Here is a 26,527-nt window from a genome sequence, read left to right as displayed (position 1 = left end):
TTTACTCCTTCATCCCGTCACTGCCCATGGACAGCGTCATCAATGAGTCACGGTTCATGATCTGGCGGATCTTGTTGCCGTAGTTGGGGTCGGTTGCATAGCCGGCTTCCTGCAGCTTCTCTGCGAAAACCTCAGGCTGGTCTGCTACCGACAGGACCTCCCGGTAACGGGGATTGGATTCCAGGAAAGAGACATAATCCCGGAAGCTGGATTCGTAATCCCTGTAGGCCCGGAAGTTGGCCTGCTCTTTCATGGGCAGCCCTTCCCGATATTCCGTGGTGGTAATGGAGACCGCATCACCCTGCCAGCGGCTGTCCGCCTTGATGCCGAAGAGGTTAAAACTGGGCTCGCCCTGCTCCCCACGGATCATATGCCGGCCCCAGCCTGTTTCCAGGGCCGCCTGGGCTACCATCAGTTTCGGGTCTATCCCCGAGTCCCGGGCAATCCGTTCGGCCACCGGCAGCAGCTCTGCCACGAAATGCTCCGGAGATTCGAATTGATGCGGCAAGTCCGACGGTGTCGACGTCACTGCTGAAGGCGCTTTCTGTGCAACAGACGTTACCTCCCGAACCCGCTCGGGTAGCTCGGCATTCAGGGCGGGCAGGCTTCGGTCGTAATCCGCAAGACTCGCCTTGTGGCCAGCGAGCCTGCCTCCTTCATCGTTCATGCCGGGAATCTGTTTGCTCAACTGCCGGACCAGTGCCTCCGCAAGGCCACTGCCCTTGCCCCCAGCCATGGTCAGACTCATCTGGCTGTCGAACATATCCCGGTACAGCTCGGACTGATTGCTCTTCAGGTAGTTGCCCTCAGCAAAGACATCGCCGGCCTTACGCATGGACTTCAGCATTTCAGACAGGAACAGGCTCTCGAACTGGCGCGCCACCTCTCGAAGAGCGGACTCCTTATCAGTGCGAGCCTGGGCCTTCAACGCATTAAGACCGTTGAAGTCGGTGTAAACCTGGGCCTGTTGAACCTTGTAGTCCTGCATCACGCCACCTAGATCACGATCAGTTCGGCGCGCAGTGCACCGGCCTGTTTCAAGGCTTCAAGTACCGCCATGACATCACCAGGCGCCGCACCCACCTGGTTCACGGCCTGAACGATCTCGTTCAGGGTGACGGCGGGGCCGAACTTGAACATCCGTGCCGGCTCCTCGGTAATGGCAATCTGGGAATCCTGCTCAATGGCGGTGTCTCCACCGGCAAAGGGATTCGGCTGCTCCACGTTGGGGTTTTCCTGAATGGTCACCGTCAGATTGCCGTGAGTAACGGCTGCCGCACTGACCTGAACATTCTGGCCAACCACGATGGTGCCGGTACGGCTGTTGATGACCACTTTCGCGGCATCCTGAGCCGGATCAACCTCGATGTTTTCGAGAATCGACAGAAAGCTGACCCGCTGGGAAGGGTCCCGCGGTGCGCGGACGGAAATCGACGTGGCGTCGTGGGCATAAGCCATATCCGGGCCGAGACGATCATTAACGGCCTCGACCACCCTGCGAGCCGTTGTGAAATCCGGGCGCAGCAGATGAAAGGTTATGGTGTCGCCCTGACTGAATGGCGAAGCCACCTCCCGCTCAATCGTGGCGCCATTGGGAATCCGCCCAACGCTGGGAACGTTCACGGTGATTCGGGAACCGTCCTGTCCCTGAGCACCGAAGCCACCCACCACCAGACTGCCCTGGGCCATGGCATAGACCTGTCCATCAGCACCTTTCAGTGACGTCATCAGCAAGGTTCCGCCGCGCAGACTGTCGGCGTTGCCGATGGACGACACAGTAATGTCGATTTCCTGCCCCGCTTTGGCGAAGGGCGGCAATGTCGCACTCACCGTAACGGCCGCGACATTGGCAAGATTCGGGTTGACGCCTTCCGGAAGCGTCACGCCGAACTGGTTCATCATGTTCCTGAAGGTCTGATTGGTAAACGGCGCCTTGTCACCGGTTCCATCAAGACCAACCACCAGGCCATATCCCACCAACTGGTTGTTGCGGACACCCTTGATTCGGGAAAGATCCTTCAGGCGGTCTGCCAAAACCGGGGCAGAAACCACAGCCAGGGCAAGAACCCAGACAATGACACGGCGCAAGCTCATAGCGGCCACCACTCACTGTTAAAGAAGCGAGCCAGCCAGCCCATCTGGTTTGCCTGGTCAAAATCACCAGTGCCTCCATAGGCGAACCGGGCGTCCGCAATGCGATTGGATGCCACCGTGTTATCAGGCTGGATATCCTGGGGGCGTACCAGACCCGTCAGTCGGATGTATTCATCACCATTGGTCAACGACAGCCATTTCTCGCCACGAATACGAAGAACACCATTCGGCAATACTTCGGTCACCGTAACCGTGATGCTGCCGGCGAGGCTGTTGCTCTGATCTGCTTCTGCCGCGCCCTGGAAATCCCGCTCGTGGTTGAACGACGTGTTTATCCCAAAGTTGTCCTTGCCCAGAATGGTCGGGTTCGGCAAGGTCGTTTCATTGTCCTTGGTGATGCTGGTCTCGGCATTTTTGCTGGCGCTGGTGGATTCCTGCAGATTCACGGTCAGCACATCACCCACGTTCAACGCCACGGTATCGCCGTAGAAGTTGTAGTTTCGGGAAACCTGGTAAATAGATCCCGAAGCGCTATCACGCTGCATCATGGCCTGGGGACGAACCGGCGCAAACTCCGGGTCATCCGGAACTGCCCGCGGGCGACTCATCGCTGTGCACCCCTGCAACAGGATCAGAAGCATCACAATCACCAGAGTACTGGCGCTTCGCACTGTCCTATGGGTTGTCATCAGTTTCATGACCTCACCTCTGGCCGCATTAGCCGATGTTCTGAGTGATGAACTGGAGCATCTGGTCGGTTGTGGAAACCACCTTCGAGTTCATCTCGTAGGCACGCTGGGTGGTAATCATGTTCACCAGCTCCTCCACCACCTCAACGTTGGACGACTCCACGGAGCCCTGCTCGATACTGCCGAGTCCGGCCAGCCCGGGTTCACCTTCTGCAGGATCGCCACTGGCGTTGGTCGCCTTGAACAGGTTGTTGCCGATGGCCTGCAGGCCCTGGGGGTTGATGAAATCCACCAACGTAATCTGGCCCAGGTTTACCGGTGCTGCCTGATCGTCCGTTACCGCCGTCACGGTGCCATCTTTACCAATAGTGATATTGGTGGCGTTCTCCGGCACGTTGATGGCGGGCTCCAGAGGGTAGCCATCCGGGTTCACCACATCGCCATCAGCGTTGAGCTGGAACTGGCCGTCGCGGGTGTAGGCGATCTGGCCATCAGGCAACTGCACCTGCAGGAAACCACGGCCATTGATGGCCATATCCAGGGGCTGCTCGGTAATCTGCAGGTTGCCCTGGGAAAATTGCTTGGCCGTACCCACAACCCGCACACCAGTGCCCAACTGCAAGCCGGAAGGCAGTTCCGAGTTCTGGGTTGTCAGACCACCGGGCTGCCGGTTGATCTGGTACAGAAGATCCTGAAACACGGCTCTGTCCCGCTTGAAGCCAGTGGTGTTGACGTTCGCCAGGTTGTTGGAAATGGTGGACATGTTGGTGTCCTGAGCGCTCAACCCGGTCTTGCTGACCCATAGTGCTGGATGCATGCTGCTTACTCCTTGCCGGGGGCTGTCAGGCGGCCATTTTTTGCCGCTTCAGGCCCGCCAGGCCAATGTGTTCAGTCGTTACTTAAAGGTTCTGCAACAGCCGTGCCGTTGCTTCGGAATTCTCGTTCGCGGTGGTCATTACCTTCACCTGCATCTCGTATTGCCGGGACAGCTGGAGGTTGGAGATCATCTCTTCCACCGCGTTTACGTTGGAGCTTTCAAGGAATCCTGAGGCAACCCGCTGGTTTGCATCCGGTGGCTCGGGCCCATCCAGAGCCTGATCCGGCTTTCGGCGCATGTGTCCGTCAAGACCTTTCTCGAGGGCTTCCGGCGGCGGGCTGACCAGCTTCAGCCGGTCCACTTCAACCAGCTGGTCCGGTGGCCCACCGACAGGAACAATTGAGACAGTGCCATCGGCGCCAATCTCGACATTGTCGAAAGGAGGCAGCGCGACCGGCCCACCGTTGCCAAGCACCAGTTCGCCATTGGCAAGGCGCACCAGGCCGTTGACATCCACCTGGAGACTGCCACTGCGGGTGAAGACTTCCTCGCCCTGATCGTTCTGAATGGCAAGCCATCCCTCACCTTCCACAGCCACATCCAGTTTGCGCCCTGTTTCCATCAATGCCCCGGCGGACAGGTCCGTGCCGGGCCTCTCTGTCATGGCATAGGCACGAGTCGGGTGGTGTTCCCCGTAGACAGGCATACTGCGGGCCTGGGCGAAGTCTTTCTTGAAGCCGGTGGTACTGACGTTCGCCAGGTTATTGGCATGGGCCTGCTGGGCCAGCATATTCTGCTTGGCGCCAGACATACCGATGTAGAGGGCTTTGTCCATGGGAAAACTCCTGCCGGAATTTTGACTGTTTCCAGTCTTCCTGCAGGAGTCATGCCATTTTCGCTAAAATGCGGGATTAACGGAGGTTGATGATGGTCTGGGTGACCGCATCGGAGGTTTCAATGGTCTTGGCGTTGGCCTGATAGTTCCGCTGGGCGATGATCAGGTTAACCAGTTCCGCCGACAAGTCCACGTTGGACTCCTCCACCGAGCTGGCCTTGATAGAGCCCAGCGTGCCGGTATCCGGGGCACCAATGATCGGCTGACCGGATTCGAACGTTTCCACCCAGGACGTATCGCCTACGGGAGACAGACCGTTGGTGTTATTGAACGAGGCCAACGCGACCTGGCCCAGAGCCTGGGATTGGCCGTTGGTGTATCGGGCAAACAGAACACCTTGATCCGATACGTCCAGTCCAGAGAGCCGGCCAGTGGTATAGCCATTCTGCTGTTGGTCGTTCACGCCAAACGCAGCGCCATATTGCGTTGTGCCACTGAGATTGATCACAAAAGCCGATGTTGTCGGTGGCTCAGGAATGGGTGTTACTACCACCTCGCCGGCAGCAGGAGGGCCATCCGCCCCATTTGGCTGGCCGTCGCTGTCTTTGGGTATCCAGTCATCAATAACGATTTCGCCACTGGGGTCGCCATCGATCGACTGAAGAGCACCGTCCTGATCGAATCTTGCAGTGTAGGGGGTCACGTCGGTGCCACCAACAAACTCGCCATCAATCTGGGCATACACCGACCATTCGCTCACCCCGACACCATTGCCTGGGGACGGATTCTTCACAAAGAACTGTGTGAGTTCGTGGGAATTACCCAGGCTGTCGTAGATCGTGGTGGATGTAGCGTGGTTATAGGTACGCTGATCCAGCGGATTGAATTGATTGGTGACGCGGATTGGTGACGCGTTGAACGCAACCTCAAAATCATTGTCAGCGGTGGTTGATGTGATTCCCGCCACCGACCGGTCCGCAGTCACGTTGACATCACCTTCGACGGTGCCGGTATCGCCGTTGCCATTGCCATCGGCAAAGGTAAAGTCGAGCGTCTCACCCTGGTTATGAATCACTCGCAGAACATCGCTGCCCCCGCCTCCGGTGACAATCGAGGCGGAAATTGCGGTCTCGCTGGAGTTGTTGATTGAATCAACCAGATCCTGCAGGGAATTGATATTTGACGTGTCCAGGGTCAGCGGCGAACCATTGATATCGAGGCTGAATGAAAACGAACTGGCGCCGGAGATGAAGGCGTCATCAAGAGCCGGCGTGCCGTCGAAAGTCGCTGTCGTCGTGGCCGAAGCACTCAATCCAGGCGCATCGTTTATAGTGGAGGCCGCTTCACGGGCACTGGCTGCAGGGTCAATATTCACATTGAAGGCAGGCGAGCCGTCCGAATACTGCACATCAAAGCTCTCGCCCTGTATGGAAGCAAGAGTGAGAGGCCCGACATCCCGAACACGGGTTTCCAGCACGGACTCCCTGGAATCAAGATTCAGATCGGAGTCGAGGTTTGTCGTCCTTCTCGGAGCCAGGTTGTCTGTTGCAATCTGCAAATCTCCCCGGATGCCAGACAAGTTGCCGTCCTCGTCCGCGGTGTATCCCTGTACCCGCATATTCTGATTGTTCGTTACATAGCCTTCCTTATCAATGCCGAACTGTCCTGCGCGGGAATAACGAATCTCGCCGCCGTTGTTCAGGATAAAAAAACCATCGCCGGCAATCGCCATGTCCAGGCCATTGTCAGTGAAGCTGATGTTGCCCTGCCCAAAAGACTGCTTAACGTCCTGAACCCGGACACCGTCGCCGATCGGGTTGGTGCCTGCGCTCAGGAACCCGCTTGCGTATAGATCGCCAAACTGCGCCTTGCTGCCTTTGAAGCCGACGGTGCTGGCGTTTGCAATATTGTTGCCGGTGACGTCCAGATCCACCGATGCCGCACGAAGGCCGCTCAAACCTGTATTAAATGCCATGGTTCACCCCTTGGTGTTTCACCGGTCTCAGTTAATTTGTTTCACGTCAGACAAGGCGATGGAGCCCATGCCTGCAAGATTCAGGGTTATCGAGCCGCCCTGGCCCAGGGATACGCTGTCCACATTAGCGCTCACCATAGTGCCCAGCTGCTGCGGGCCATCTGGATAGGAGGCTTCTGCCACAATGCGGTAGGGCCCCGGCGGCAAGGGATTGCCGTTACCGTCCTGGCCGTCCCAGCGGAAGGACACAACACCTGCCTGGCTGCTGCCCATGTCGATTTGCCGCACCCGCTCGCCATTCTGCCCTTCGATAGACAGGCGGAGCCCACCTGTCGAAGCTGGCACTTGAATGGTTCCGGTAATTTCACCTTCGGCACCAAGGATCCCGATCTGGGAAGGTGCCAGCACGGTTTTACCCACCATGGCCGACGCTTGTAGCGCCTGGGTGGATCGGAACTGCCCAACCACATCCTCAACCGTGCCGGAGAGGTTTTGCATCTCCTCCAGTGAGCTGAACTGTGCAAGCTGGGAGATAAACTCGCCGTTTTCCTGGGGCTCCAGCGGGTTCTGGTTTTTCAATTGCGCCAGCATCAATTCCATGAATTCGTTCCGGCCCAGCTCACTGGTGCCCTGGCCGCCATTCTGTTGCTTCAGCTGGTACTGGCTCAGAACATCCGATGCGTCTGTTGCATTTACTGCAGTCATGTTGTGCTCCTCACCCTGTTACTGCTGACCAAGAGTCAGAATGCGCTGCATCATGGACTTGGCTGTGTTCATGACATCCACATTCATCTGGAAACTTCTGGACGACGACATCATGTCCGCCATCTCTTCGACCACATTCACATTCGGGTAGAAGACATAACCATCTTCGTTGGCCGCCGGGTGATGGGGCTCGTAACGCATCTGAAGCTCCGCATCACTCTCGACAATACCGTCAACCCTCACGCCGGCACCTGGCCCCTCATCGGCAGCCATGGGCAAGCCTCCCTGCCCGGGATTCATCAGAGACTGCTGAATCGCCGAGAAAACCGGCTTCCGGGCACGATAGGTTTCCCCCGTGCTGGAACTCGCCGTTTCTGCATTGGCAATGTTGGACGCGGTTGTATTCAGCCGCAGTGATTGCGCGGTCATGCCGGAACCGGCGATGTCAAAAATGCTGCCCAGTGACATGAAAATTCTCCTTCGCTAATCCTGTGACTGCGGCTTATTCGCCCTTGAGGGCTTTGGTCAAACCGCTGAACTTGCTGTTCAAAAACTGGAAGCTGGCCTGGAAATCCATGGCGTTGCGCATAAACCGGGTCTGCTCCTGCTGGGCGTCTACCGTATTGCCGTCAACCGACGGCTGATGGGGAACCCGATACATCAAATCGCTTTCCGACGCCGATGGCGAGGTATCCATGTGCGCGTCATGGGTTTTGGCCATCTGGAATCCGCTGACCTGCTCCTGGGCCTTCTGCATCATTGCCTGGAAATCCAGATCCCGCGCTTTGAAACCCGGGGTGTCGGCGTTCGCCAGGTTGTTTGCCAGCACTTCGGCGCGTTTAACACGCGCTTCAACCGCGTGTTGATGAATGCCCAGAGCCGAATCAAACGTAATTGCCATGTTGCCTCCCGAAAACTGCACTGGTATGCCGAGCTGTTTTTGCCGGCTGTGCTCTTTGACAGGACTAAAGCAAGCTGAATGCCAGAATTATGGTCAGGTGTTAATTTGTCAGGAAACCCAGTGTTGGCAGGCCCTGCAGAGAATCCGAGTAGCGGTTACGGGAAAGGAGAAAGGAAGAGGGCAAGAAAAAGCGGCAAGCTGCTTCCCCCGGCAGAAGCCGGGGGTATTCAACAAGGTCTCAGGGCCAATGACTCACAAACTCGTCCACCGCCGGTCTGGGCACAGACGGCTTGGATGCCGAGACCGTACCGGTGTAGAGAAAGCCAACAATCTGTTCATGCTCTTCCAGGCCCAACCCCTGGTGAACCGAGGAGTGGTAGGCAACGCCGCCTGTTCTCCACATCACGCCGAAACCGGCATCCTGAAGGGCAAGCTCAACAAAACTCATGCCGGCAGCTGCCGACATGACCTGCTCGATTTCCGGTACTTTGGGATGCGTCCTGGGCGACGCGATACCAACTATGACCATGGGTGCGCGAAGGGGGGCACGCCGGAGCTTCTCGATTTCTTTCTCATCGCTGTTATTGGCACAGGTGGACGCAAACAGCTCTCCCAGGGCTTCAAGGCCTTTACCCTCGATCACCAGATAGCGCCAGGGCCTGAGCAGTGCATGGTCCGGTGCACGCGCCGCGCAGGAAAAGGCCCTTTCGAGGGTTGTCGAATCCGGCGCGGGTGATTCCAGCCTCGGTTCAGAGGAGCGGTTCAGGAGGAAATCGGTAACTGCGGTCATATCTGCTCGCTGTTTAAAGACTGTTGAAATATGGGTACGAACACAATTCATGGCTGTGAATTGTGGGTTCTACGTAATGCTGTTAACCTTTAGTCGTAGTCGGGTCTACCAACAATTATAAATGACGCGGTCGTACAACGTTGAGTGGCAACACAATGAGCAACCAGCAATCCTTCAATAACTTTTCCGAATTCTATCCGTACTACCTCGAAGAGCACAGCGACGTCACCTGTCGCCGCTTGCATTTCGCTGGAAGTCTCCTGGTCCTGATAGTCGCCGTATGGGCTCTGACTTCAGGCAAGCTGTTGTGGCTTCTGGCCTTGCCGGTTATAGGCTATGGCTTTGCGTGGGTTGGTCATTTCAAGTTTGAAAAAAATCGCCCCGCTACCTTCAAATATCCACTGTACAGCCTTATGGGTGACTGGGTCATGTTCCGCGACATGCTCATTGGCAGGATCCGTTTCTGAAATGATGAGTGCCCCGGCAGACCTGCGTAATGCCAGTAGCTCAGCTGGCAGAGCCCTCTCGTCCGAGGCGGCGGGCAACCCGATCGCCATTCCCCCGATGCCCGATTACAATGGCCGGGTACTGGCATACACCTCAACCGCCGCCATTATCGTAACCGGCGTTCTCCAGGGCGCCTTTCCGCAATGGCTTCTCTGGCTGGTTGCCGGGGCCCTCACCTGGCCCCACATCGCCCATGCCCTGACTCGCCGCACTTTCCTCAGGAATTCGCCACGCATCCGTCAGAAAATGCTGATATTTGATTGCGTGGTTGGTGGCGCTTTCATTGGTTGCATCGGGCTGATCGTCATCCCCTCCCTCGCCGTTGCACTGATGCTGATGTTCAGTTGCCTGATTGTTGGTGGTATCCGTCAGTGGGTCCTGGGCACCGGCTTCATGGCGGCCTCCATTGCGGGGGCGGTTGCGATCGTCGGCCCGGCAGACGGACCACACTCGCCCCTGCTGACCAGCATCGTGTCGATTTTATCCACCGGGCTTTATATATGCGTTACGGCTTACTATTCCCACCAGCAGGCACGGGCGTTGATGCTGGCAAAGACCCAGATCCAGAACCAGCGGGAGCAGTCCATCGCGCTTTCACACAAACTGTCCAAATATCTCTCGCCTCAAGTCTGGCAGTCGATCTTCACCGGTGAGCGGGACGTGAGACTGGAAACCCAGCGCAAGAAACTGGCGGTGTTTTTCTCTGACATCAAAGGCTTCACCGAGTTGTCTGAGGAAATGGAACCCGAAGCACTGACCGAACTGCTGAATCACTATTTCAATGAAATGTCGGAAGTTGCTCTCAAGTATGGCGGCACCATCGACAAGTTCGTTGGTGATTCCATCATGGTGTTCTTTGGCGACCCAACCAGCCGTGGCCAGAGGGAGGACGCATTTGCCTGTGTCTCCATGGCCATCGAGATGCGCAAGCATATGAAAATCATGCGACAGAAATGGCGCAGCCAGGGCATAAAGACCCCGCTGGAAATCCGCATGGGAATTAGCACCGGTTATACCACGGTTGGTAACTTTGGCGCCGAGAACCGGATGGATTACACGATTATCGGCAAGGAAGTAAACCTGGCCAGCCGGCTTGAGTCCCTGGCGGAGCCGGGCGAAATCCTCGTTTCCTACGAAACCTTCGCGCTGATCAAGGACAAGATCATGTGCAGAGACAAGGGCGAGATTACCGTGAAGGGCTTTGGCAAGCCGGTGCCGATTTACGAAGTGGTCGACTTCCGGCGCGATATGGGCCCCAACCGAAGCTTCCTGGAACACGAACATAGCGGCTTCGCCATGTATCTCGATTCGGACAAGATCACCGAGAAAGAGCGGCAGGCCATCCTGACCGCTCTGGAAGATGCTGCAGATCGCCTGCGGCGGGAAGAGGATGTTTCCTGAGGCGCTTCCCTGCGCTCAAACAGAATCCTGCTACTGACGTATCAACCTTGGGCCGGCATCCCCGCCGGTTTCCGTGCTTCGCCACGGATTGATATCCAGCCCGCCCCGCCGTGTATACCGGGCAACCACGGTAAGCGACTCCGGGTTGCATCGCCCCATCAGATCGGTAAACACCGTTTCCACGCAATGCTCGTGGAAATCCTGTTTCTGCCGGAAGCTCACCACGTAACGCAACAAACCGCCCCGATCGATTTTCGGTCCGGTGTAGCTTATGAGGAGTGTCGCCCAGTCAGGCTGGCCGGTTACCGGGCAGTTGCTCTTCAGCAGATGGGAGCAGAGCCGTTCTGTCACCACCTCCCCACTCGCTGAAAGCGCCTCAGGCGCGTATTCAAAAACCACTTCGCTGACCGGCTCGTCATCAATGAGCTCGAAGCCCTCCGGCCGGCCAATCGCTTCACCGGATTCGTCGACGCTCAACAGATTCACCTGAACAGCACCGCCGCAGGCGCTGGAAAGATCCTGGGTAATCACCTCCGCGACCTGCTCCCGAGAAGAGTAGACCGCCTGGTTCAACGAATTCAGGTACAGCTTGAGCGATTTGGACTCAATGATTGCGGGCGAGGCCGCCGGAAAAACAATCTCCGCCCAGGCCACTTCCGGCACGCCGCTTGGACGCAGCCAGGAGATTTCCCAGGCCTGCCACAGATCCTCGCCAAACCAGGGCCAACGGCCATCCTCCAGACCAAGGCGGCGGCGATTTTCCTCTCTCGCCACCGGGAAAAGCAGCCCAGGATCGTAGCTGTCCGGGTAGTCGCTTGTCTTGCCAAGCGGGGCGTCGTTAAGTGCCATAGTGGTTCCTGAAATCAGTGGCGAATGCCTTTACCACGCTCCAGCATTCTGAGAGCAATGAATGCCAGTACGGAGATGAAAACCAGAATCATACCAAGAGAGACAAACGGATTAACGTCTGACACGCCCAGAATGCCGTACCGGAAGCCGTTGACCATGTAGAGGATAGGGTTGGCCATGGATACGCCCTGCCAGAACCCCGGCAGTAAATCGATGCTGTAGAACACGCCGCCCAGATACGTCAACGGCGTCAACACGAACGTGGGCACAATGGAGATGTCATCAAACTTGGTCGCCAACATGGCGTTGATAAAGCCACCCAGGGCAAACAGTGCCGAAGTCAGAAATACCGTCAGAACCATCATTGGCAAGTTGTGGATGGACAGGCGGGTAAACGCCAGTGACAACAGCGTGACAATCAGCCCGATGCCGAGGCCTCGCGCCATGCCACCGGTTACATAGCCGGCCAGGATTACCCAGTTCGGCACCGGCGACACCAGAAGCTCCTCGATACTGCGCTGGAACTTCATGGAGAAAAATGAGGACACCACATTGGCATAGGAACTGGTGATCACCGACATCATGATCAGCCCAGGCACAATGAAAGACATGTAGTCGAAGCCGCCCATCTCCCCGATACGGGAACCGATGAGGTTGCCGAAAATAATGAAATACAGGGTCATGGTGACCGCGGGCGGCAACAGGGTTTGCGCCCAGATGCGGGTAAACCGGCGTATCTCCCGGACAACGATGGTACTGAAGGCGGTGAAGAGCGCTTGTGGCGTCATGCTGCACCCTCCACGGTTTGAGTTGACTCCGCAGCGTTCTCTTCGACCATGCGAATAAACAGTTCCTCCAGCCGGTTGGCCTTGGTCCTCATGCTGACCACTTTTATGCCCAACCGTTCAAGCTCCACGAACACCTGGTTGAGCCCCTGCCCTTTCTGCACTTCCACCTCGAGTGCACCTTCTCCGTCCAATCGAGTCGGGAAACCATTCAGTTCAGGCGCGGCATCAAGGGTCTTCTCGGTGTCCAGAACAAAGGTTTCCAGGCTCAGTTGCTGCAGCAGGGCCTTTTTGCTGGTGTTTTTAAGAATCTTGCCATGATCGATAATGGCAATATTGCGGCAAAGGGCTTCCGCTTCCTCCAGATAATGGGTCGTCAGGATAATGGTGGTGCCCTGACGATTCATTTCTTCCAGAAAGGTCCACATGGACCGACGAAGTTCAATATCTACGCCGGCAGTCGGCTCGTCCAGAATCAACAGTTTGGGCTCATGAACCAGGGCCCGGGCAATCATCAGACGACGTTTCATACCGCCGGAGAGCATACGTGCCGGGGTGTCCCGCTTCTCCCAGAGTCCGAGCTTTTTCAGATACTTTTCAGCCGACGCCGAGGCCTGTTTAAGAGGAATTCCGTAGTAGCCGGCCTGGGTGGTGACAATGTCGAAGACCTTTTCGAACTGGTTGAAGTTGAACTCCTGCGGCACAACACCAAGGTTCAACTTGGCATCCGAGAGATGGGTGTCGGTGTCATATCCGAACACCCGCACCTTTCCCGCTGTTTTGTTAACCAGGGAGCAAACAATACCCAGGGTGGTCGATTTGCCTGCCCCATTGGGCCCCAGCAAGGCAAAGAAGTCCCCCTCGGCGACGTGCAGATCAATCCCCTTGAGAGCCTTGAAGCCGTCACCATAGGTTTTGGTGAGGCCCTCAATTTCCAGTGCATTGGTCATAACTCATCCCGATTCGGTGAAAAACGGCAAAGAACGGCCCTCGCCGCCAGCCAGAATTTAGATTGCTATTTATTGTGACAAAGTCGCTGATTTCAAGGCCCTTATCGGCCGGAGGCATGCCCGGACCAATAACGGAAACTGCGACAGGAATCCCGATATGAGGCAAATCACGCCCCTATAATGCGGTTACAACAATTTACAAAAGAGGCTGCTGCACCCCGGGTGCAGGCGCGCTGAAACGAAGGGAATGTACGTTCAACCATGAGATCCGTTCACCGCACCCGACTTACGTTCACCCTGCTGGGCACACTTGCTCTCTCCGGCTGTCTGGATGACGGCGGAGGCTCCGGCGACGACAGGAGCACCGGCCGAGTCAATTTCAATGGTTTTAACGGTCTTTCCTATCAGACTGCCAGTCAGTCCGGCACCACGAACACAGCGGGAGAATTCCGCTACTACCCCGGCGAAACCCTCACGTTCAGGGTTGGAGACCTGCCGCTGGTTAGCGATGTACCGGCCAGGCAATACGTAACCCTGCTCGAATTTTTCGAGACCACCCGCACAGGGCTGCAAACGCCAATGGTGGATGATGAGGGATTGAGCACCCACACGCTGACTGAGCAAAACGTTCTGGAGAATACAACGCTGATGAACCTGTCCCGGTTCCTGATGCTCCTGAACTGGAGCCAGAATGTTGCTGAGGGCGACGGTATCGATATCCGCGACCGGGTTATTAGGCAGTTGAACGCGGCCCTTCCGGGCCTGACAGCGCCGATTGATTTCAGTGTCAGCGAATCCGAATTCACGGCCAACAACCCGATGTCTCCCGCCAATCAGCTGCTTGCCGCGATCTGTTTTTACCCCGAGGACGATGAACTCTGTGAGGAGCCGCCCACCCAGGAGGAAATCGACAACGCACCGCCACGACCGGAGAATGATGAGGATCGCGATCCTGACATTGAATACAGTGAAGACCTGCAGGCCAAAAAGGACCGAATCGAGAATGCCGTGCGAACCATGGAAGACATTGATTCGGAGGATGCCCAGACCTATCTCACTCGGGAACTCAAGGCGATCAGTACAACCGTCGCAAACCGATATTTCCTGGATGAGGACGTTGCCAGTCATCCGGCTACTGATACAGCCCTGAAGCAGGTTGCGGTTCGAAAAATCGGGGGCGGACTTTCCCTGGCGGAGCTGGAGGCCATCAGCACACGCCCGCAGGATATCCAGATAAATTCAGCCGACTGGCAGAGCGGAGAGGTGGAGTATTTTGTCGCCGGCCCCTCCGGCGGTGAGTCCGAGCTGCTGCTCAGCTTCCGTCCGGAGGATACCTATCGGTGGGTTCGCAAACAGCTGCGAGTGCTTATCCGCTGATCAGGCGCGAGAGGCTCCAGCGTGATTCCACGCCGGTCACGTCGTAATAGGAAGGATCGAGGCCTTCCGTACCGTGCGGCAGACAATCGCGAACCCGCACGGTTTCTGGCGCTTCCTTGCCTTCGTTGTATCTGGCCAGATCAATAATTTTGGCTGTTTTCAACGGCCTTGAGGCAGCATCGGTCATTACCATTACCCGCGGCCACAAACGGCGCTCAGGGGAATGGGAAACCACAATACCGCGCTGACCATCGGTCAGCTCGACCAGACTCCCGGTGGGATAGATACCGATCGCCTGGATGAAATTCTCGACCAGGTCCTCCTGGAACTCGATATTGCGCATCTCATAGAGCAGCGTGACCGCTTTTGCCGGTGTCATCGGCTCGGCATGAGACCGGGGCGCTATCAACGATTCGAAAAATTCCGCGATACCGGCAACCTTGGCCAGCAATGGAATCCGATCGCCGCGGACACCCTCCGGAAAGCCGGAACCGTTGTGACGTTCCCGATGCCCCTGAACCACACTCAGCACGGCACGGGAGAGCCCGCTGTTTTCAAGCATCCTGACTCCACGGCCAACGTAACTCCGGTAGGTCAGATACTCCTCTGAGCTCAACTGGCCTTCCCGCGCCAGCAACTCGGCAGGCAGCGTGGTCTTGCCCACCTGGGACAGCAGGCAACCCAGGCCCAAATGGTTCAGCAGCCCCTCGTTCAACCCGAGATGGCGCCCACACACCAGGGCCCAGACAGAGGTATTCAGTGCATGCCGGTACAGGTAGCTGTCGTGAGCACGGGTGCGACTGAGCCACAACAGAGCGTCTGGCTGGCGAACAACGCTACTCACCATTTTGCTGGTGATCGCAGCGATCGGCCGGAGATCTGGCACGCCATCGGCACGAAGAGTCTCGAAAAGCTGATCCAGCGCGCCTTCCATATCGTCAAGCAGGCGCTTTGAGGTTTTCATTTCCTTCTTGAGACTGGTAACGGTTTCATACGTCACTGGCTCGCGAATACTCAGGGGCGGCAACTGGAGTTGCTCCCGCCCACCCCTGCGCTTGCCTTGCAATGTTCCGAAAGCCGGCTTGCTTCCGCCTTTTACCTCTTTGGATTCCCTCGCTTCCGCCACATCGACCAGAACCCATTTGCAGTGGGATACCAGTGCACGAATGTCATCCTGGGACCGGATATGGAAACCCTGAATCGGAAAGGGAGTCTGATGCCATGGCCTGTCCAGATCAGACACGAACATGCCCACTTCCAGATCATGAACTGCGACTTTTTTCTGTTGGACACCCACGGGCCACCTCACACAACAAACTTTTCGATAGCTACCATTCTGACCGAACCGCCGGAAGACACAATTACAATATCGTATCGCCAGGTAACCCAAACGCGACAAAACGTAACGCTAATGTTCAACAGGAAACAAAATGTAGCAACGTGATGGGAGTCACATATCAACGTCAGAAAGTGTCACTCTGCGTCACATACCGATTCATCAAATTCAGGCAATCGGGACCGCATTGAACCCCGCGGCGCCTTCCGGACATAAACCGTGTACGGAACTGATGATGCTCGCAGATAGTCAAGGTTCAGGGCGTCATCACCCTCACCCTCTGCCACGACGGCAGGGGTACAGGACACCAGCAACTCCAGTTTCCCTTCTATTTCTGCAATACGGGCATCCGGATCCGCCGGATTGATAGACATGCAGCGTGTTGAGCCGCTTGCCGGCTGGCCCGTCTGCGCCACCCGATCCCGGCCCGCTTCGCCACAGGCACGAATACCCTCGCCGCAGGCACTCGCCTCTTCGTCATCGCGGAGGCGCCAGACACGGTCGCTGCACTGGGTTTCTAGCTTCACGGGCGTGGCTTTATCGCCGGCAAACCACCAACCAGGATACTCCGCGCTTTGCCAGGACAGCCGCACGTGTCTTGGCTCACCGGATGAATTCTCAGCCGGAAACATCGCAAAATGTGAGTAATAGCTGGCACAACCCGATACGGAAACCAGGACAAGGCTTGCAATAATTGGCTTGTAAGCTCTGGAAAAGACTGAAAAGATCATCTGGCTGTTGCATCCCTGACAGCGGTTGGTTGAACACTGCCATTATCCACGGCAGGGGCATTCAATCCGTCTATCAGTCACCATTTTGATCAAACTGGAGGCCGTACCCGTCATTGGTTTTGCGCACGACCACCATTTCAAGTACCGGTGCTGGAACAGGTAGCCCCTGCACCTGCACGGTAACTGTGTCGCCGAGGTTTGGCGCAAATGGCTCAGTGTCCACAACGATGAAAACACCGCCGTCGGAGATATCGCGGGTCGAGAATATGAACTCGCCCAGCTCCTCGTGAACCACCTTTACTTTCGCACTCATTGCCGTGCGTATGTGCTCTCTTCGATCGTTCCCATCCATTTGAGGATTCCACTACTTTTTGCATAGTTTTTATAGTCTTCCGAAGCATAACACCATTTTCAGAAAAATATGCCAACGGAGAGATTGACTCTGGAGTCAATGGAAATGAGAATGGTTGGCGTTTTTAAGAACTTGCCGATCCTGGCAAAGGCAAATTAATACCGGAAACACCCGAAAGGATGGGAATATGCGAATGAAACTGGCTGCTACCGCAGCAATCGCCCTCTCTGCCATGCCCATGGCCGCCTCCGCAGATGGCGAGGTCAATATCTACTCATACCGTCAGGCATATCTGCTCGAACCCCTGCTGAACGCTTTTGAACAGGAAACCGGCATCCAGAGCAACGTGGTCTTTGCCAAACAGGGTCTGGCCGAGCGACTGGAGCGCGAGGGTCGCAACAGCCCGGCAGATTTGGTAATGACCGTTGATATTTCCCGCCTCAACGAGCTGGTAGAACGTGATCTCGTTCAGAACGTCGACAACGAGACTCTGGAAGAGAACATTCCGGAAAACCTGCGCCATCCCGAGGGCAAGTGGTTTGCCCTGACCACCCGCGGGCGCCTGATCTTCGTTTCCAAGGACCGCGTGGAAGAAGGTGAGATCACCACCTACGAGCAACTGGCAGACGATAAGTGGAACAACCGTATCTGCACTCGCAGCGGCAAGCACCCCTACAACATCGCCCTGTTCTCCTCCATGATCGCACACCATGGTGAAGCCGAAACCGAGAAGTGGCTGGAAGGCTTGAAAGACAATCTGGCCCGCAAACCCCAGGGTGGCGACCGCGACCAGATCAAGGCTATTGCCGAGGGCGTATGCGACGTCTCCATTGGCAACAGCTACTACTATGGCAACATGCTGCAGGATGAGAACCAGCGGCCGATTGCCGAGCAGGTACGGCTTGTATTTCCGAACGCCGAAGGCCGGGGCACTCACGTAAATATCAGTGGTATTTCACTGACCAAGAGCGCGCCGAACCGAGAGAACGCCATCAAGCTGATGGAATTCCTGTCTTCACCGAAAGCCCAGCGTATCTACGCCGAGGCAAACACGGAATACCCGGCAAACCCGGAAGTCAAGCCTTCCGGACTGGTTGCCGAGTGGGGTGAGATCAATCCCGACAACCTGTCACTGCAGGAGATTGCAGATAACCGCAACGCCGCAGTCAAACTGGTTGACCGCGTCGATTACGACGGCGAGTAATCGCCAGCAGTGAGGGTGGTTTGACCACCCTCACATGCCCTTTACCGGGCGCTTCCCTCTTCCGGTATGACACCAGCCGTTGCAGGCATCAGGTCAGGTGACTACAATCTGCAGCCTTCAATTGGACAGACTCCACATCCAGGCGCAGGGACACTATGAGCGAGGCCGCAACCAGCGTTAATCCAGGGCTATCCCAGCCCCTGCTGGCTAAGCGTACCTCTCCAAAATGGATGATCAGCGCACTACTGACCACCGCCATCGTCGCCCTTCCGGTTCTCTCCGTTATTTTTCTGGCGTTTTTTCCCGAAGAGAACATCTGGCCACACCTGATCGAAACCACCCTTCCCCGGTACCTGACAACCACGCTCAAACTGATGATTGGGGTGGGCGCCCTTACTCTGGTTATAGGCCTGGCGTCGGCCTGGGCGGTCACCATGTGCGAGTTTCCTGGCCGCAAATTCTTTGAGTGGGCGATGCTGCTACCATTCGCAGTGCCCGCCTACGTAATTGCCTATGTGTACACAAGCCTCCTGGACTACGCTGGCCCCGTTCAGGGTGCCTTGAGAGACCTGTTCGGCTGGAGCAGTGCCGCAGACTACTGGTTCCCGGAAATTCGCAGCCTCGAAGGCGCCACGCTGATGATCGGGCTGGTGTTGTATCCCTACGTTTACCTTCTGGCCCGCGCCGCCTTTCTGGAACAGTCCCCTTCTCTGTTCGCGGTCAGCCGCAGTCTCGGCCACTCCGCGCTGAGCACATTCTTCAGGGTGGTTCTGCCCATCGCCCGGCCGGCGGTAGCCGTCGGCCTTTCGCTGGTGTTGATGGAAACCCTGAACGATTTTGGCACCGTGGACTTCTTTGCCGTCCAGACCCTGACCGCTGGCCTGTTTGATACCTGGATGAACCTCGGCAACCTCGGTGGGGCCGCTCAAATAGCCACCACAATGCTGATCTTCGTGGTGATCCTGGTTACCCTGGAACGGTATTCCCGAAGACGCCAGCAACAGTTCGCAGCGCGGGACAACCGTGAGCCGATCCAGCGCTTCACCATGTCCTTCCCGCGCCAGATGATTTGCGTAGCGGTTTGCGCTTTGCCGGTTCTGTTCGGTTTCGTGATTCCCGGTGCAACCCTCGGGCTCTATGCGTGGGAATACTTCGGTGAAAGCTGGAACCCGGATTTTGTCCGAAACACCTTCAACAGCCTTTTCCTCTCGGGCGCGGCAGCCCTCACTACTCTGCTGATTGGTGTCACGCTCGCCTACAGCCGCCGACTGCACAACACTCGCAAAATGCAGGTACTGATGCGCCTTTCCAGCCTGGGCTATGCCATGCCCGGCGCCGTGCTGGCTGTGGGTGTGATTGTACCCCTGGCAGGTTTTGACAACTGGCTGGATAGCCTGATGCGGGACGTATTCGGAATCAGCACGGGCCTGTTACTGAGTGGCTCGGCCTTCGCCCTGGTGTTCGCCTACACCGTGCGATTCCTTGCCGTTTCGGCCGGTAGCGTGGAGAGTGCGTTGCAGAAGATTACCCCGAGCATGGACATGGCGTCCCGCTCTCTGGGCCACACCCCGGGCAACACCCTGGTCAGGGTTCACTTGCCAATGTTGCGAGGCACATTGGTAACAGCGGCCCTGGTGGTTTTCGTGGATTGCATGAAGGAATTGCCGGCCACCCTGATACTCAGGCCGTTCAACTTCGAGACACTGGCGACCTACGTCTACCAGTTCGCCTCTGACGAGCGCCTGTACCACAGCGCCCTACCCGCCCTGATTATCGTTCTGGCCGGCATCATTCCGATTATTCTGATGAGCCGCTCAATCTCCAACAGCCGGTCAATTGCCTGACAAGCTCAGAACGTCACCCGGCTTTTCACATCCTGAACCACGAACCGCCCCTGGAAAACCGCCACAGGATCCCCCTCAGGCATTGTGTTTGGTTCGCCGCAAAAAACCTCAGCCGTCAGATCCAGTCGTCCCTTGCCATGCCGGGCCAGACTTTTGCGAAAACGTTCCGGCACCTCCTCACCGGGCAGTCGGCAGATCACGTAGAAATCGGAAGACACGGGCTCGAGGTAATCGATATTCCCGCTCTGCACTACCACATTGCCCTTCAAGCCAAGATCCCATAGTGCCAATTCAGTCAGGCCCCAGGCCGCAGTAACCGCCGCAGAGTACACGCTGCCTCCAAAACCCGTACCCTGGTGGTTCTTGTTGGGTTCCAGCGGCGCACTAAGCAGCAGCGAATGACCATCCCAGGAATGCAATTGAATCCCCAACGCCCGGGAAAGGGGAATTTCGTCCTGGATACGCTTCTGGAAAAGGGACAACTGGCTCATAACATCCTCCTGATATTCATCCAGTTTAGGCCCGCTTCCTCCTTTTCCCTATGCGACTTACGTCGGTTTTTCTCCGGCACAAAAAAGCCCGGCTGAGCCGGGCTATAACATCTTCATTTTGAATCGGGCGTTTTACTGCCAGATAACCGGCTGACGCTGCGCATACCAGTTCTCCACTTGCTCCTGATACGCATCCTCAACCACATTGCGCTTGAGCTTCATGGTCGGCGTGAGGAAGCTGTTCTCGATCGACCACTCGTCGCTCATTACGGTGATAAACGCCAACTGTTCGTGGGGATCCACGGTCTTGTTCACATCGGCAATCAGCTTCTTGAAGCTCTCTTCGATTTCCTTACGGAAGGCTTCATCCGCCATTTTCGGCCGGGACTCCTCGGCCAGCATCACCAGCGCGTGGGGCTGGGTCTGATTGGCACCGGAGACACACACCATCTCGATGGCATCGTGGGACATCAGACGGTTCTCAATGGGTGCAGGCGCAATATATTTGCCCTTGCTGGTCTTGAAGATTTCCTTGATGCGACCGGTGATCTTGAGCCGGCCCATCTCATCAATTTCACCCTTGTCGCCAGTCTTCAGGAAGCCATCCTCGGTGAAGGTCTCCCGGGTTTTCTCTTCGTCTTTGTAGTAGCCCATCATGGTGGCCGGGCTCTTGATCTGAATCTCTCCCTCCGGGCTGATACGGGTTTCAACCCCCGGCGCGGACTCACCAACGTAACCGGTTCTTGAGCGCCCCGGCTTGCTCATGTGGGAGTAGGCAAAGTTTTCAGACATGCCATAGCCCTCAAGCAACTCGAGGCCAAGGTTGCGGTACCAGTCCAGAACGTCGCTCGCCAGGGGGGCCGAGCCACTGCCTGCCAGCTTGACCTTGTCCAAGCCAAGGCCCTTCAGGATTTTCTTCTTGATCAGTTTGTTGACCACCGGAATCTTCAGCAGCCGGTCCAGCTTCTTCTTCGGCAGCTTCTGGAGCACACCGTGCTGGAATTTCACCCACAGGCGCGGTACCGAGAGGAACAGCGTTGGCTGGGCACGCTGCAAATCCTGCACGAAGGTATCCAGAGATTCTGCAAAATACAGGTGGAAACCCGCATAGAGCGACGCCAGCTCAACAAAGGTACGCTCGAACACGTGAGCCAGCGGCAGGTACGACAACATGCGCTCCTCGGAGCTCACACCGAGTACCTCCATGCCGCCCTCTGCCGCATAGGCCATGTTGTAAAAGCTGAGCATGACGCCCTTGGGTTTACCGGTGCTGCCGGAGGTGTAAACGATGGTGGCCAGTTCGTCGGCATCACGCTGAACGTTTTCTTCCAGAGGCGGATACTTGGCGACGATATCGTCCCAGGTTTCGAAATCATTGGGAGGGCTCAGCGGGAAGGAGATGCAACGCACGGATTCCGGCACGCCCGGTTTCATCATGTCCCAGTCGTCCAGCTTGCCGACAAACACCACCTCGCACTCGGCGTGGTTCAGGATGTAATTAACGGTGTCGGCATTCAGGGTGGGATACAGCGGAACGGAAATGTGACCGGCCATCCAGATGGCCCAGTCGGTCATGATCCAGTGGGCGCAGTTCTTGGAGATCAGGCCGATGCGGCTCTTCTCAGGGAGGTTCAGCGATTTGAGGTAAGACGCCATGCGCCGCGCCTCATCCACCGCCCGACCCCAGGTGTAGTCGACGGTTTTGCCGTCGCCAATGGGCTGGGTCATGTATACGGAGTTCGCCTTGGCCTTCTCCCAGTGATAAACCATATCCAGGGGAAGCTTGTTTGTTGTGTCCATGGACCTTCCTTGCAGTTCGTTATTCGAGTTATAGATGACTTATTATTAGACTTTCGTAGGGTATTTCAACATAGTATGAGCGGTCAAAACGTGACACAAGCAAAATAATTTCCAACTGCATCTATTGCAACCAAAACGCCGCCACCGGCAACATCCCCTACCCCTTGAACCCCTTGCCTGTGGTAAACTTCCGCTCCTTCAGATTCGCAACATATCAGTTTACCTACCCGGAGATGGGCATATGGCCAAGACAACCCTGCGCACCCTGTTCGGTGCCACCCTGCTGGCGCTGGCAACACTTGTTCAAGCACAGGAACCCCGCGTTGTAGCCATCACACAGATTGTGGAACACCCGGCACTGGACGCCGTCTACCAGGGCATAAAAGATGAACTCGCCGAGCGCGGCTTCAAAGAAGGCGACAACCTCGAAGTGATGCACGAAAGCGCCCAGGGCAACTCTGCCATTGCTTCCCAGATTGCCCGCAAATTCGTTGGTGAAAGTCCCGACGTGATCGTGGCGATTGCAACGCCCTCCGCGCAAACCGTTGCCGCTGCGGCCCGCAATACACCGGTGATTTTCTCCGCTGTAACCGACCCGCTTGGCGCCAAGCTGGTAAGTAATCTGGAGGCGCCTGGCGCCAACATTACCGGCGTGAGCGACATGCTGCCCATCGACAAACACCTGGACATGCTGCAGCGCGTAATGCCCGATGCCAAACGCATTGGCACGGTCTACAACCCGGGCGAAGCCAATGCCGTCTCCCTGGTAGAACTGCTCGAAGAGCGCCTCTCGGCGCGTGGCCTTGAACTGGTAAAAGGTGCTGCCACCAAAACTTCCGAGGTTCTGGGCGCGGCCCGCTCCCTGGTGGGTAAAGCAGACGCCATCTACCTGACCACAGACAATACCGTGATCAGTGCTGCCGAAGCCGTTATCTCTGTTGGTGAGCGCGCCAGCATTCCGGTATTCGCGGCAGACACCGCTACCGTTGAGCGCGGTGCCGTTGCAGCACTCGGGTTTGATTACTACGACCATGGCCGCCAGACCGGCGTGATGGTTGCCCGGGTATTGAATGGCGAGAAACCCGGCGAAATGGCGGTTGAAACCATGGAGAAGCTGGACCTGTTCGTGAACCCGGCCGCCGCAGAGCGCATGGGCATCACCCTGTCAGATGATGTAATCGCAGACGCGAAGAAAGTGATCGACAGCGCCAAGTAATCCCCCTGAACCCAACGGGCGGCCCTCACGAGGGGCTGCCCGTTTTATCATTGGTGATACCCGACCATGCTGAGTAACATCGCTCTTTATGGTGCCATTGAGACCGGACTGATCTACGGCCTGGTCGCCTTCGGCATCTACCTCTCCTTCCGGGTGCTGGATTTCCCGGATCTCACTGTAGATGGCAGCTTTCCTCTCGGTGCTGCCGTTGCCGCCGTACTGATCATTGAAGGCTGGAACCCGTGGCTAGCCACAGGCTGTGCCGTCATGGCCGGCATGGCCGCAGGCGCGGTAACGGCGCTGCTGAATGTGAAACTCAACATTCTGAATCTGCTGGCCTCGATCCTGACCATGATTGCGCTCTATTCAGTCAACCTGCGCATCATGGGCCGCCCCAACGTGGCCCTGCTGACCGAAGAAACCGTGCTGACGCCCTGGTACGACCTGGATCTGGCCTACCACCAGGTACCGGTGCTTCTGTTCGTTATTGTGGTCTTTGTTGCCCTTATCCTCCTGTGGCGTTTCATGAAATCCGAAACCGGCCTGGCCATGCGAGCCACTGGCGCCAACGCCAGAATGGCCCGGGCACAGGGCATCGCCACCGGCGCCATGATTGTTCTCGGCGTTGCCGTTTCCAACGGCCTTGTCGGACTTGCCGGTGCGCTCTTTGCCCAGAGCCAGGGTGCAGCCGATGTCACCATGGGCGTAGGCGTGATCGTCATTGGCCTTGCCTCCCTGATTGGCGGTGAAGCAGTGGTGACTCCCTCTACCGTGGTACGCGCGCTCATTGCGTGCGTGGTGGGCGCAATCATCTACCGACTGGCCATTGCCTTCGCTCTGAATGCGGATTTCCTGGGACTGCAGGCCCAGGATCTGAACCTGATTACCGCGGTTCTGGTTACCCTGGCCATCGTTTTGCCCGGCGTACGTTCATCCATTGCCGGCAAACTTTCCCGTAGCAAGGCCTGAGGAGGCGACATGATCAGTGCAACCGATCTCCGGCTTACCTTTGGCAAGGGCACACCGCTGGAAAACCCGGCCCTTCGGGGTATGAGCCTGACCGTTAACCAGGGTGAGTTCGTCACCGTGATAGGCAGCAACGGCGCCGGCAAATCCACCTTTCTGAATGCCCTCGCCGGCGAAGTGCTGGTAGACAGCGGCCAGATCATCGTGGACAACCTGGACGTCACCAAACTGCCGACCCACAAGCGGGCCGGCCGTGTTGCCCGGGTATTCCAGGACCCACTGGCCGGTACCTGCGAGGGCCTCAGCATCGAGGAAAACCTCGCCCTGGCCATCAAACGTGGCCAACGCCGCGGCCTCACCAGCGCCGTGAAGAAGCTGTACATGGAAAAATTCAGGGACAGCCTTTCGTCCCTGAATCTGGGCCTGGAAAAACGTCTTGGAGACAAGATGGGCCTGCTCTCCGGGGGTCAACGCCAGGCCGTAAGCCTGCTAATGGCGAGCCTCACGCCCTCGAGCATCCTGCTGCTGGACGAACACACGGCCGCGCTGGACCCGAAAACCGCTGCATTCGTGCTGGAACTCACCACCAAGATCATCGAAGAGCAGAAGCTCACCGCACTGATGGTAACCCACAGCATGAAGCAGGCACTGGAAGTCGGCAGCCGCACGGTAATGCTGCACCAGGGCCAGGTGGTTTTCGATATCGCAGGCAAAGATCGGGAAGGTCTGGAAGTGAAGGATCTGCTCGGGCTGTTTGAAAAGCAACGTGGGCTGGAAGTGGACGACGACAGCCTGTTGCTGGGCTGATAAAAAACGGGGGCCAGACTGGCCCCCGTTTTGGTTTTACACCCAATATCAGTGGCCGTAGACCAGTAGCTGGGTATTGGTGATCGCCAGGTCATCCACAAACACAGTGCCGATGGATGTTCCACCAACCAGAACCCCTCCCATTGTGATGTCGGCATTGAACGAGTTCAGATCAATAGCCAGGCTATCAACACCAAGGCTATTGGCCCGTTTGTAGATATCCAGGTCAACTTTGGCAAACAGATCAGGAATGTTCTTGTTGCGAACCGGATCATAGGTGTTGCCTGTCAGCCGGAAATCTCGGATGCCCAATGCCAGGAAGGGCATGTCGAAATCCATGTCATCAACGGCGATGTCCGTTCTCAGGTTCATGACATCGGTATCGGCATCAATCTCGATGTTGGCACCGCCCATCAGGATATCAGCATTAAAGTTATCCAGAATGGTGGTACTGCCGCCAGTCCCTGTAAGATTCCATGCTCCTGTGGAAACTCTCAGGTCTACCGCTCCGAACGTTTGAGGCAAGACGTTGATGATGGCATCCCCATCGCTGAGGATATCAATTTCGATTCGAACGTTATCCAGAAGGTCTGTTTCCTGAGCTGCGCCACCCATCAGGTTTACACCCAGCTCCGAAAACATATCACTCCGATTGGTACCACCCACGAAGATATCGTTAATTTCCATTGAACCCTCATCCGTATAGATGAAGCGATCAATGTTCAGTTTGGTTTCCAGCTCAATGGTCACACCGGCCTGGCCGGTGATCATGCCCATCGCCGAGTCATCCAGCATCTGGATCTCGGCTACGGCTGCAGGTGGAACACCCGCAACGCAGAGCGCTAGCAAGGTAGGTTTCAGGCCTTTCATTATTATTTCCTTGTTTTTGGTCTCTTTCACATCCTGTGGGCCACTGCAGTTTTCGACACCACGTCCATACTTTAGCGACACGTTCAAACCGGGTACGTGCAGGGGTCACAATTCATGTGACTCACGGATCGGCCTAGGGCCTGATCAATTTTTAAACCACAACATGTAGTGGTTTTGAACCTTTAGCCCCAAACCGCTGTTTTAGAAAAAATTTCCCGGATTCAAGCCGGTTTTG

27 protein-coding genes are annotated in these 26,527 nt (G+C 56.6%); 8 read left to right on the top strand and 19 right to left on the bottom strand.

What is annotated here, in order from left to right; translation table 11 throughout:
* Position 1: 1 nt before the first annotated feature.
* The 10 genes from flgJ to HP15_RS07360 all read right to left on the bottom strand — a co-directional run bounded on the left by flgJ (position 2) and on the right by HP15_RS07360 (position 8,806).
* Positions 2-988 carry a flagellar assembly peptidoglycan hydrolase FlgJ gene (gene flgJ, locus HP15_RS07405; protein WP_014576891.1) on the bottom strand — a complete coding sequence of 329 codons (987 nt, stop codon included), beginning with the start codon at positions 986-988 and terminating at the stop codon, positions 2-4.
* An 8-nt stretch (positions 989-996) separates the two neighbouring features.
* Positions 997-2,094, bottom strand: coding sequence for a flagellar basal body P-ring protein FlgI (locus HP15_RS07400; RefSeq protein WP_014576890.1), 1,098 nt, complete (start codon positions 2,092-2,094; stop codon positions 997-999).
* Positions 2,091-2,783 carry a flagellar basal body L-ring protein FlgH gene (gene flgH, locus HP15_RS07395; RefSeq protein ID WP_373274848.1) on the bottom strand — a complete coding sequence of 231 codons (693 nt, stop codon included), beginning with the start codon at positions 2,781-2,783 and terminating at the stop codon, positions 2,091-2,093. The genes HP15_RS07400 and flgH overlap by 4 nt, the downstream gene beginning before the upstream one ends.
* Positions 2,784-2,811: 28 nt before the next feature.
* Positions 2,812-3,600, bottom strand: coding sequence for a flagellar basal-body rod protein FlgG (gene flgG, locus HP15_RS07390; protein ID WP_014576888.1), 789 nt, complete (start codon positions 3,598-3,600; stop codon positions 2,812-2,814).
* An 82-nt stretch (positions 3,601-3,682) separates the two neighbouring features.
* The gene (locus HP15_RS07385) at positions 3,683-4,435 is read right to left on the bottom strand and encodes a flagellar basal body rod protein FlgF (protein WP_014576887.1); all 753 of its coding nucleotides are present in this window, start codon (positions 4,433-4,435) and stop codon (positions 3,683-3,685) included.
* 76 nt (positions 4,436-4,511) lie between these two features.
* The gene (locus HP15_RS07380) at positions 4,512-6,410 is read right to left on the bottom strand and encodes a flagellar hook protein FlgE (protein WP_014576886.1); all 1,899 of its coding nucleotides are present in this window, start codon (positions 6,408-6,410) and stop codon (positions 4,512-4,514) included.
* Positions 6,411-6,437: 27 nt separating this feature from the next.
* Positions 6,438-7,115: a flagellar hook assembly protein FlgD gene (locus HP15_RS07375; RefSeq protein ID WP_014576885.1), complete on the bottom strand. Its 678-nt coding sequence runs from the start codon at positions 7,113-7,115 to the stop codon at positions 6,438-6,440.
* Between the two features lie 18 nt (positions 7,116-7,133).
* Complete coding sequence (gene flgC / locus HP15_RS07370) at positions 7,134-7,583, bottom strand: flagellar basal body rod protein FlgC (RefSeq protein WP_014576884.1); 450 nt, start codon at positions 7,581-7,583, stop codon at positions 7,134-7,136.
* 34 nt (positions 7,584-7,617) lie between these two features.
* Positions 7,618-8,016, bottom strand: a complete 399-nt coding sequence (gene flgB, locus HP15_RS07365) for a flagellar basal body rod protein FlgB (protein ID WP_041645182.1) — start codon at positions 8,014-8,016, stop codon at positions 7,618-7,620.
* 238 nt (positions 8,017-8,254) lie between these two features.
* Entirely contained in the window at positions 8,255-8,806 is a 552-nt protein-coding gene (locus tag HP15_RS07360; RefSeq protein ID WP_014576882.1) for a nitroreductase family protein, read from the bottom strand.
* A 155-nt stretch (positions 8,807-8,961) separates the two neighbouring features.
* On the opposite strand from HP15_RS07360, the gene HP15_RS07355 reads away from it, so the two are divergent.
* Together HP15_RS07355 and HP15_RS07350 are read left to right on the top strand one after the other, a co-directional pair.
* Positions 8,962-9,273 (top strand): Mpo1-like protein, encoded by a 312-nt coding sequence (locus HP15_RS07355; protein WP_014576881.1) that lies wholly within the window; start codon positions 8,962-8,964, stop codon positions 9,271-9,273.
* 97 nt (positions 9,274-9,370) lie between these two features.
* The gene (locus HP15_RS07350; protein WP_227499760.1) at positions 9,371-10,714 is read left to right on the top strand and encodes an adenylate/guanylate cyclase domain-containing protein; all 1,344 of its coding nucleotides are present in this window, start codon (positions 9,371-9,373) and stop codon (positions 10,712-10,714) included.
* A gap of 30 nt (positions 10,715-10,744) precedes the next feature.
* Here HP15_RS07350 and queF read toward each other — a convergent pair whose 3' ends face one another.
* Genes queF through HP15_RS07335 form a run of 3 tightly spaced genes read right to left on the bottom strand, consistent with a single transcriptional unit; the run spans position 10,745 to position 13,298 of the window.
* Positions 10,745-11,563 (bottom strand): NADPH-dependent 7-cyano-7-deazaguanine reductase QueF, encoded by an 819-nt coding sequence (gene queF / locus HP15_RS07345; RefSeq protein WP_014576879.1) that lies wholly within the window; start codon positions 11,561-11,563, stop codon positions 10,745-10,747.
* Between the two features lie 14 nt (positions 11,564-11,577).
* On the bottom strand, positions 11,578-12,351 hold the full coding sequence (locus HP15_RS07340) for an ABC transporter permease (protein WP_014576878.1): 774 nt from the start codon (positions 12,349-12,351) through the stop codon (positions 11,578-11,580).
* Complete coding sequence (locus HP15_RS07335; protein WP_014576877.1) at positions 12,348-13,298, bottom strand: ABC transporter ATP-binding protein; 951 nt, start codon at positions 13,296-13,298, stop codon at positions 12,348-12,350. Before HP15_RS07335 ends, HP15_RS07340 begins: the two co-directional genes overlap by 4 nt.
* Positions 13,299-13,559: 261 nt before the next feature.
* On the opposite strand from HP15_RS07335, the gene HP15_RS07330 reads away from it, so the two are divergent.
* Complete coding sequence (locus HP15_RS07330; protein ID WP_014576876.1) at positions 13,560-14,675, top strand: hypothetical protein; 1,116 nt, start codon at positions 13,560-13,562, stop codon at positions 14,673-14,675.
* Here the strand turns inward: HP15_RS07330 and HP15_RS07325 are convergent.
* The 3 genes from HP15_RS07325 to HP15_RS07315 form a co-directional block, all read right to left on the bottom strand.
* Positions 14,665-15,972 (bottom strand): HD-GYP domain-containing protein, encoded by a 1,308-nt coding sequence (locus HP15_RS07325; RefSeq protein ID WP_014576875.1) that lies wholly within the window; start codon positions 15,970-15,972, stop codon positions 14,665-14,667. The two genes, HP15_RS07330 and HP15_RS07325, sit on opposite strands and share 11 nt — an antisense overlap.
* A gap of 176 nt (positions 15,973-16,148) precedes the next feature.
* On the bottom strand, positions 16,149-16,604 hold the full coding sequence (locus HP15_RS07320) for a hypothetical protein (protein WP_227499724.1): 456 nt from the start codon (positions 16,602-16,604) through the stop codon (positions 16,149-16,151).
* Positions 16,605-16,815: 211 nt separating this feature from the next.
* Entirely contained in the window at positions 16,816-17,094 is a 279-nt protein-coding gene (locus HP15_RS07315) for a PilZ domain-containing protein (RefSeq protein WP_041645181.1), read from the bottom strand.
* A 187-nt stretch (positions 17,095-17,281) separates the two neighbouring features.
* Between HP15_RS07315 and HP15_RS07310 the strand changes: the two genes are divergently transcribed.
* Together HP15_RS07310 and HP15_RS07305 are read left to right on the top strand one after the other, a co-directional pair.
* Positions 17,282-18,298, top strand: coding sequence for a Fe(3+) ABC transporter substrate-binding protein (locus tag HP15_RS07310; protein ID WP_039882044.1), 1,017 nt, complete (start codon positions 17,282-17,284; stop codon positions 18,296-18,298).
* 155 nt (positions 18,299-18,453) lie between these two features.
* The gene (locus HP15_RS07305; RefSeq protein ID WP_041645180.1) at positions 18,454-20,142 is read left to right on the top strand and encodes an ABC transporter permease; all 1,689 of its coding nucleotides are present in this window, start codon (positions 18,454-18,456) and stop codon (positions 20,140-20,142) included.
* Positions 20,143-20,147: 5 nt separating this feature from the next.
* Here the strand turns inward: HP15_RS07305 and HP15_RS07300 are convergent, their stop codons facing one another.
* The gene (locus tag HP15_RS07300) at positions 20,148-20,633 is read right to left on the bottom strand and encodes a thioesterase domain-containing protein (RefSeq protein WP_008174272.1); all 486 of its coding nucleotides are present in this window, start codon (positions 20,631-20,633) and stop codon (positions 20,148-20,150) included.
* Positions 20,634-20,765: 132 nt separating this feature from the next.
* On the bottom strand, positions 20,766-22,433 hold the full coding sequence (locus tag HP15_RS07295; RefSeq protein ID WP_041645179.1) for an AMP-binding protein: 1,668 nt from the start codon (positions 22,431-22,433) through the stop codon (positions 20,766-20,768).
* Between the two features lie 241 nt (positions 22,434-22,674).
* On the opposite strand from HP15_RS07295, the gene HP15_RS07290 reads away from it, so the two are divergent.
* The 3 genes from HP15_RS07290 to HP15_RS07280 all read left to right on the top strand — a co-directional run bounded on the left by HP15_RS07290 (position 22,675) and on the right by HP15_RS07280 (position 25,422).
* Positions 22,675-23,649 (top strand): ABC transporter substrate-binding protein, encoded by a 975-nt coding sequence (locus HP15_RS07290; protein ID WP_014576868.1) that lies wholly within the window; start codon positions 22,675-22,677, stop codon positions 23,647-23,649.
* A 66-nt stretch (positions 23,650-23,715) separates the two neighbouring features.
* Positions 23,716-24,618 carry an ABC transporter permease gene (locus tag HP15_RS07285; protein WP_008174269.1) on the top strand — a complete coding sequence of 301 codons (903 nt, stop codon included), beginning with the start codon at positions 23,716-23,718 and terminating at the stop codon, positions 24,616-24,618.
* A gap of 9 nt (positions 24,619-24,627) precedes the next feature.
* Positions 24,628-25,422, top strand: coding sequence for an ABC transporter ATP-binding protein (locus HP15_RS07280; protein ID WP_014576867.1), 795 nt, complete (start codon positions 24,628-24,630; stop codon positions 25,420-25,422).
* 48 nt (positions 25,423-25,470) lie between these two features.
* Here the strand turns inward: HP15_RS07280 and HP15_RS07275 are convergent, their stop codons facing one another.
* The gene (locus HP15_RS07275; protein WP_041645178.1) at positions 25,471-26,292 is read right to left on the bottom strand and encodes a DUF6160 family protein; all 822 of its coding nucleotides are present in this window, start codon (positions 26,290-26,292) and stop codon (positions 25,471-25,473) included.
* Between the last annotated feature and the right edge of the window lie 235 nt (positions 26,293-26,527).

It is taken from the genome of Marinobacter adhaerens HP15 (genome assembly GCF_000166295.1).
GTDB classification, from domain to species: domain Bacteria; phylum Pseudomonadota; class Gammaproteobacteria; order Pseudomonadales; family Oleiphilaceae; genus Marinobacter; species Marinobacter adhaerens.
Note: the sequence above shows the minus strand (reverse complement) of the source record. Positions and strands in the feature narration are given on the sequence as shown.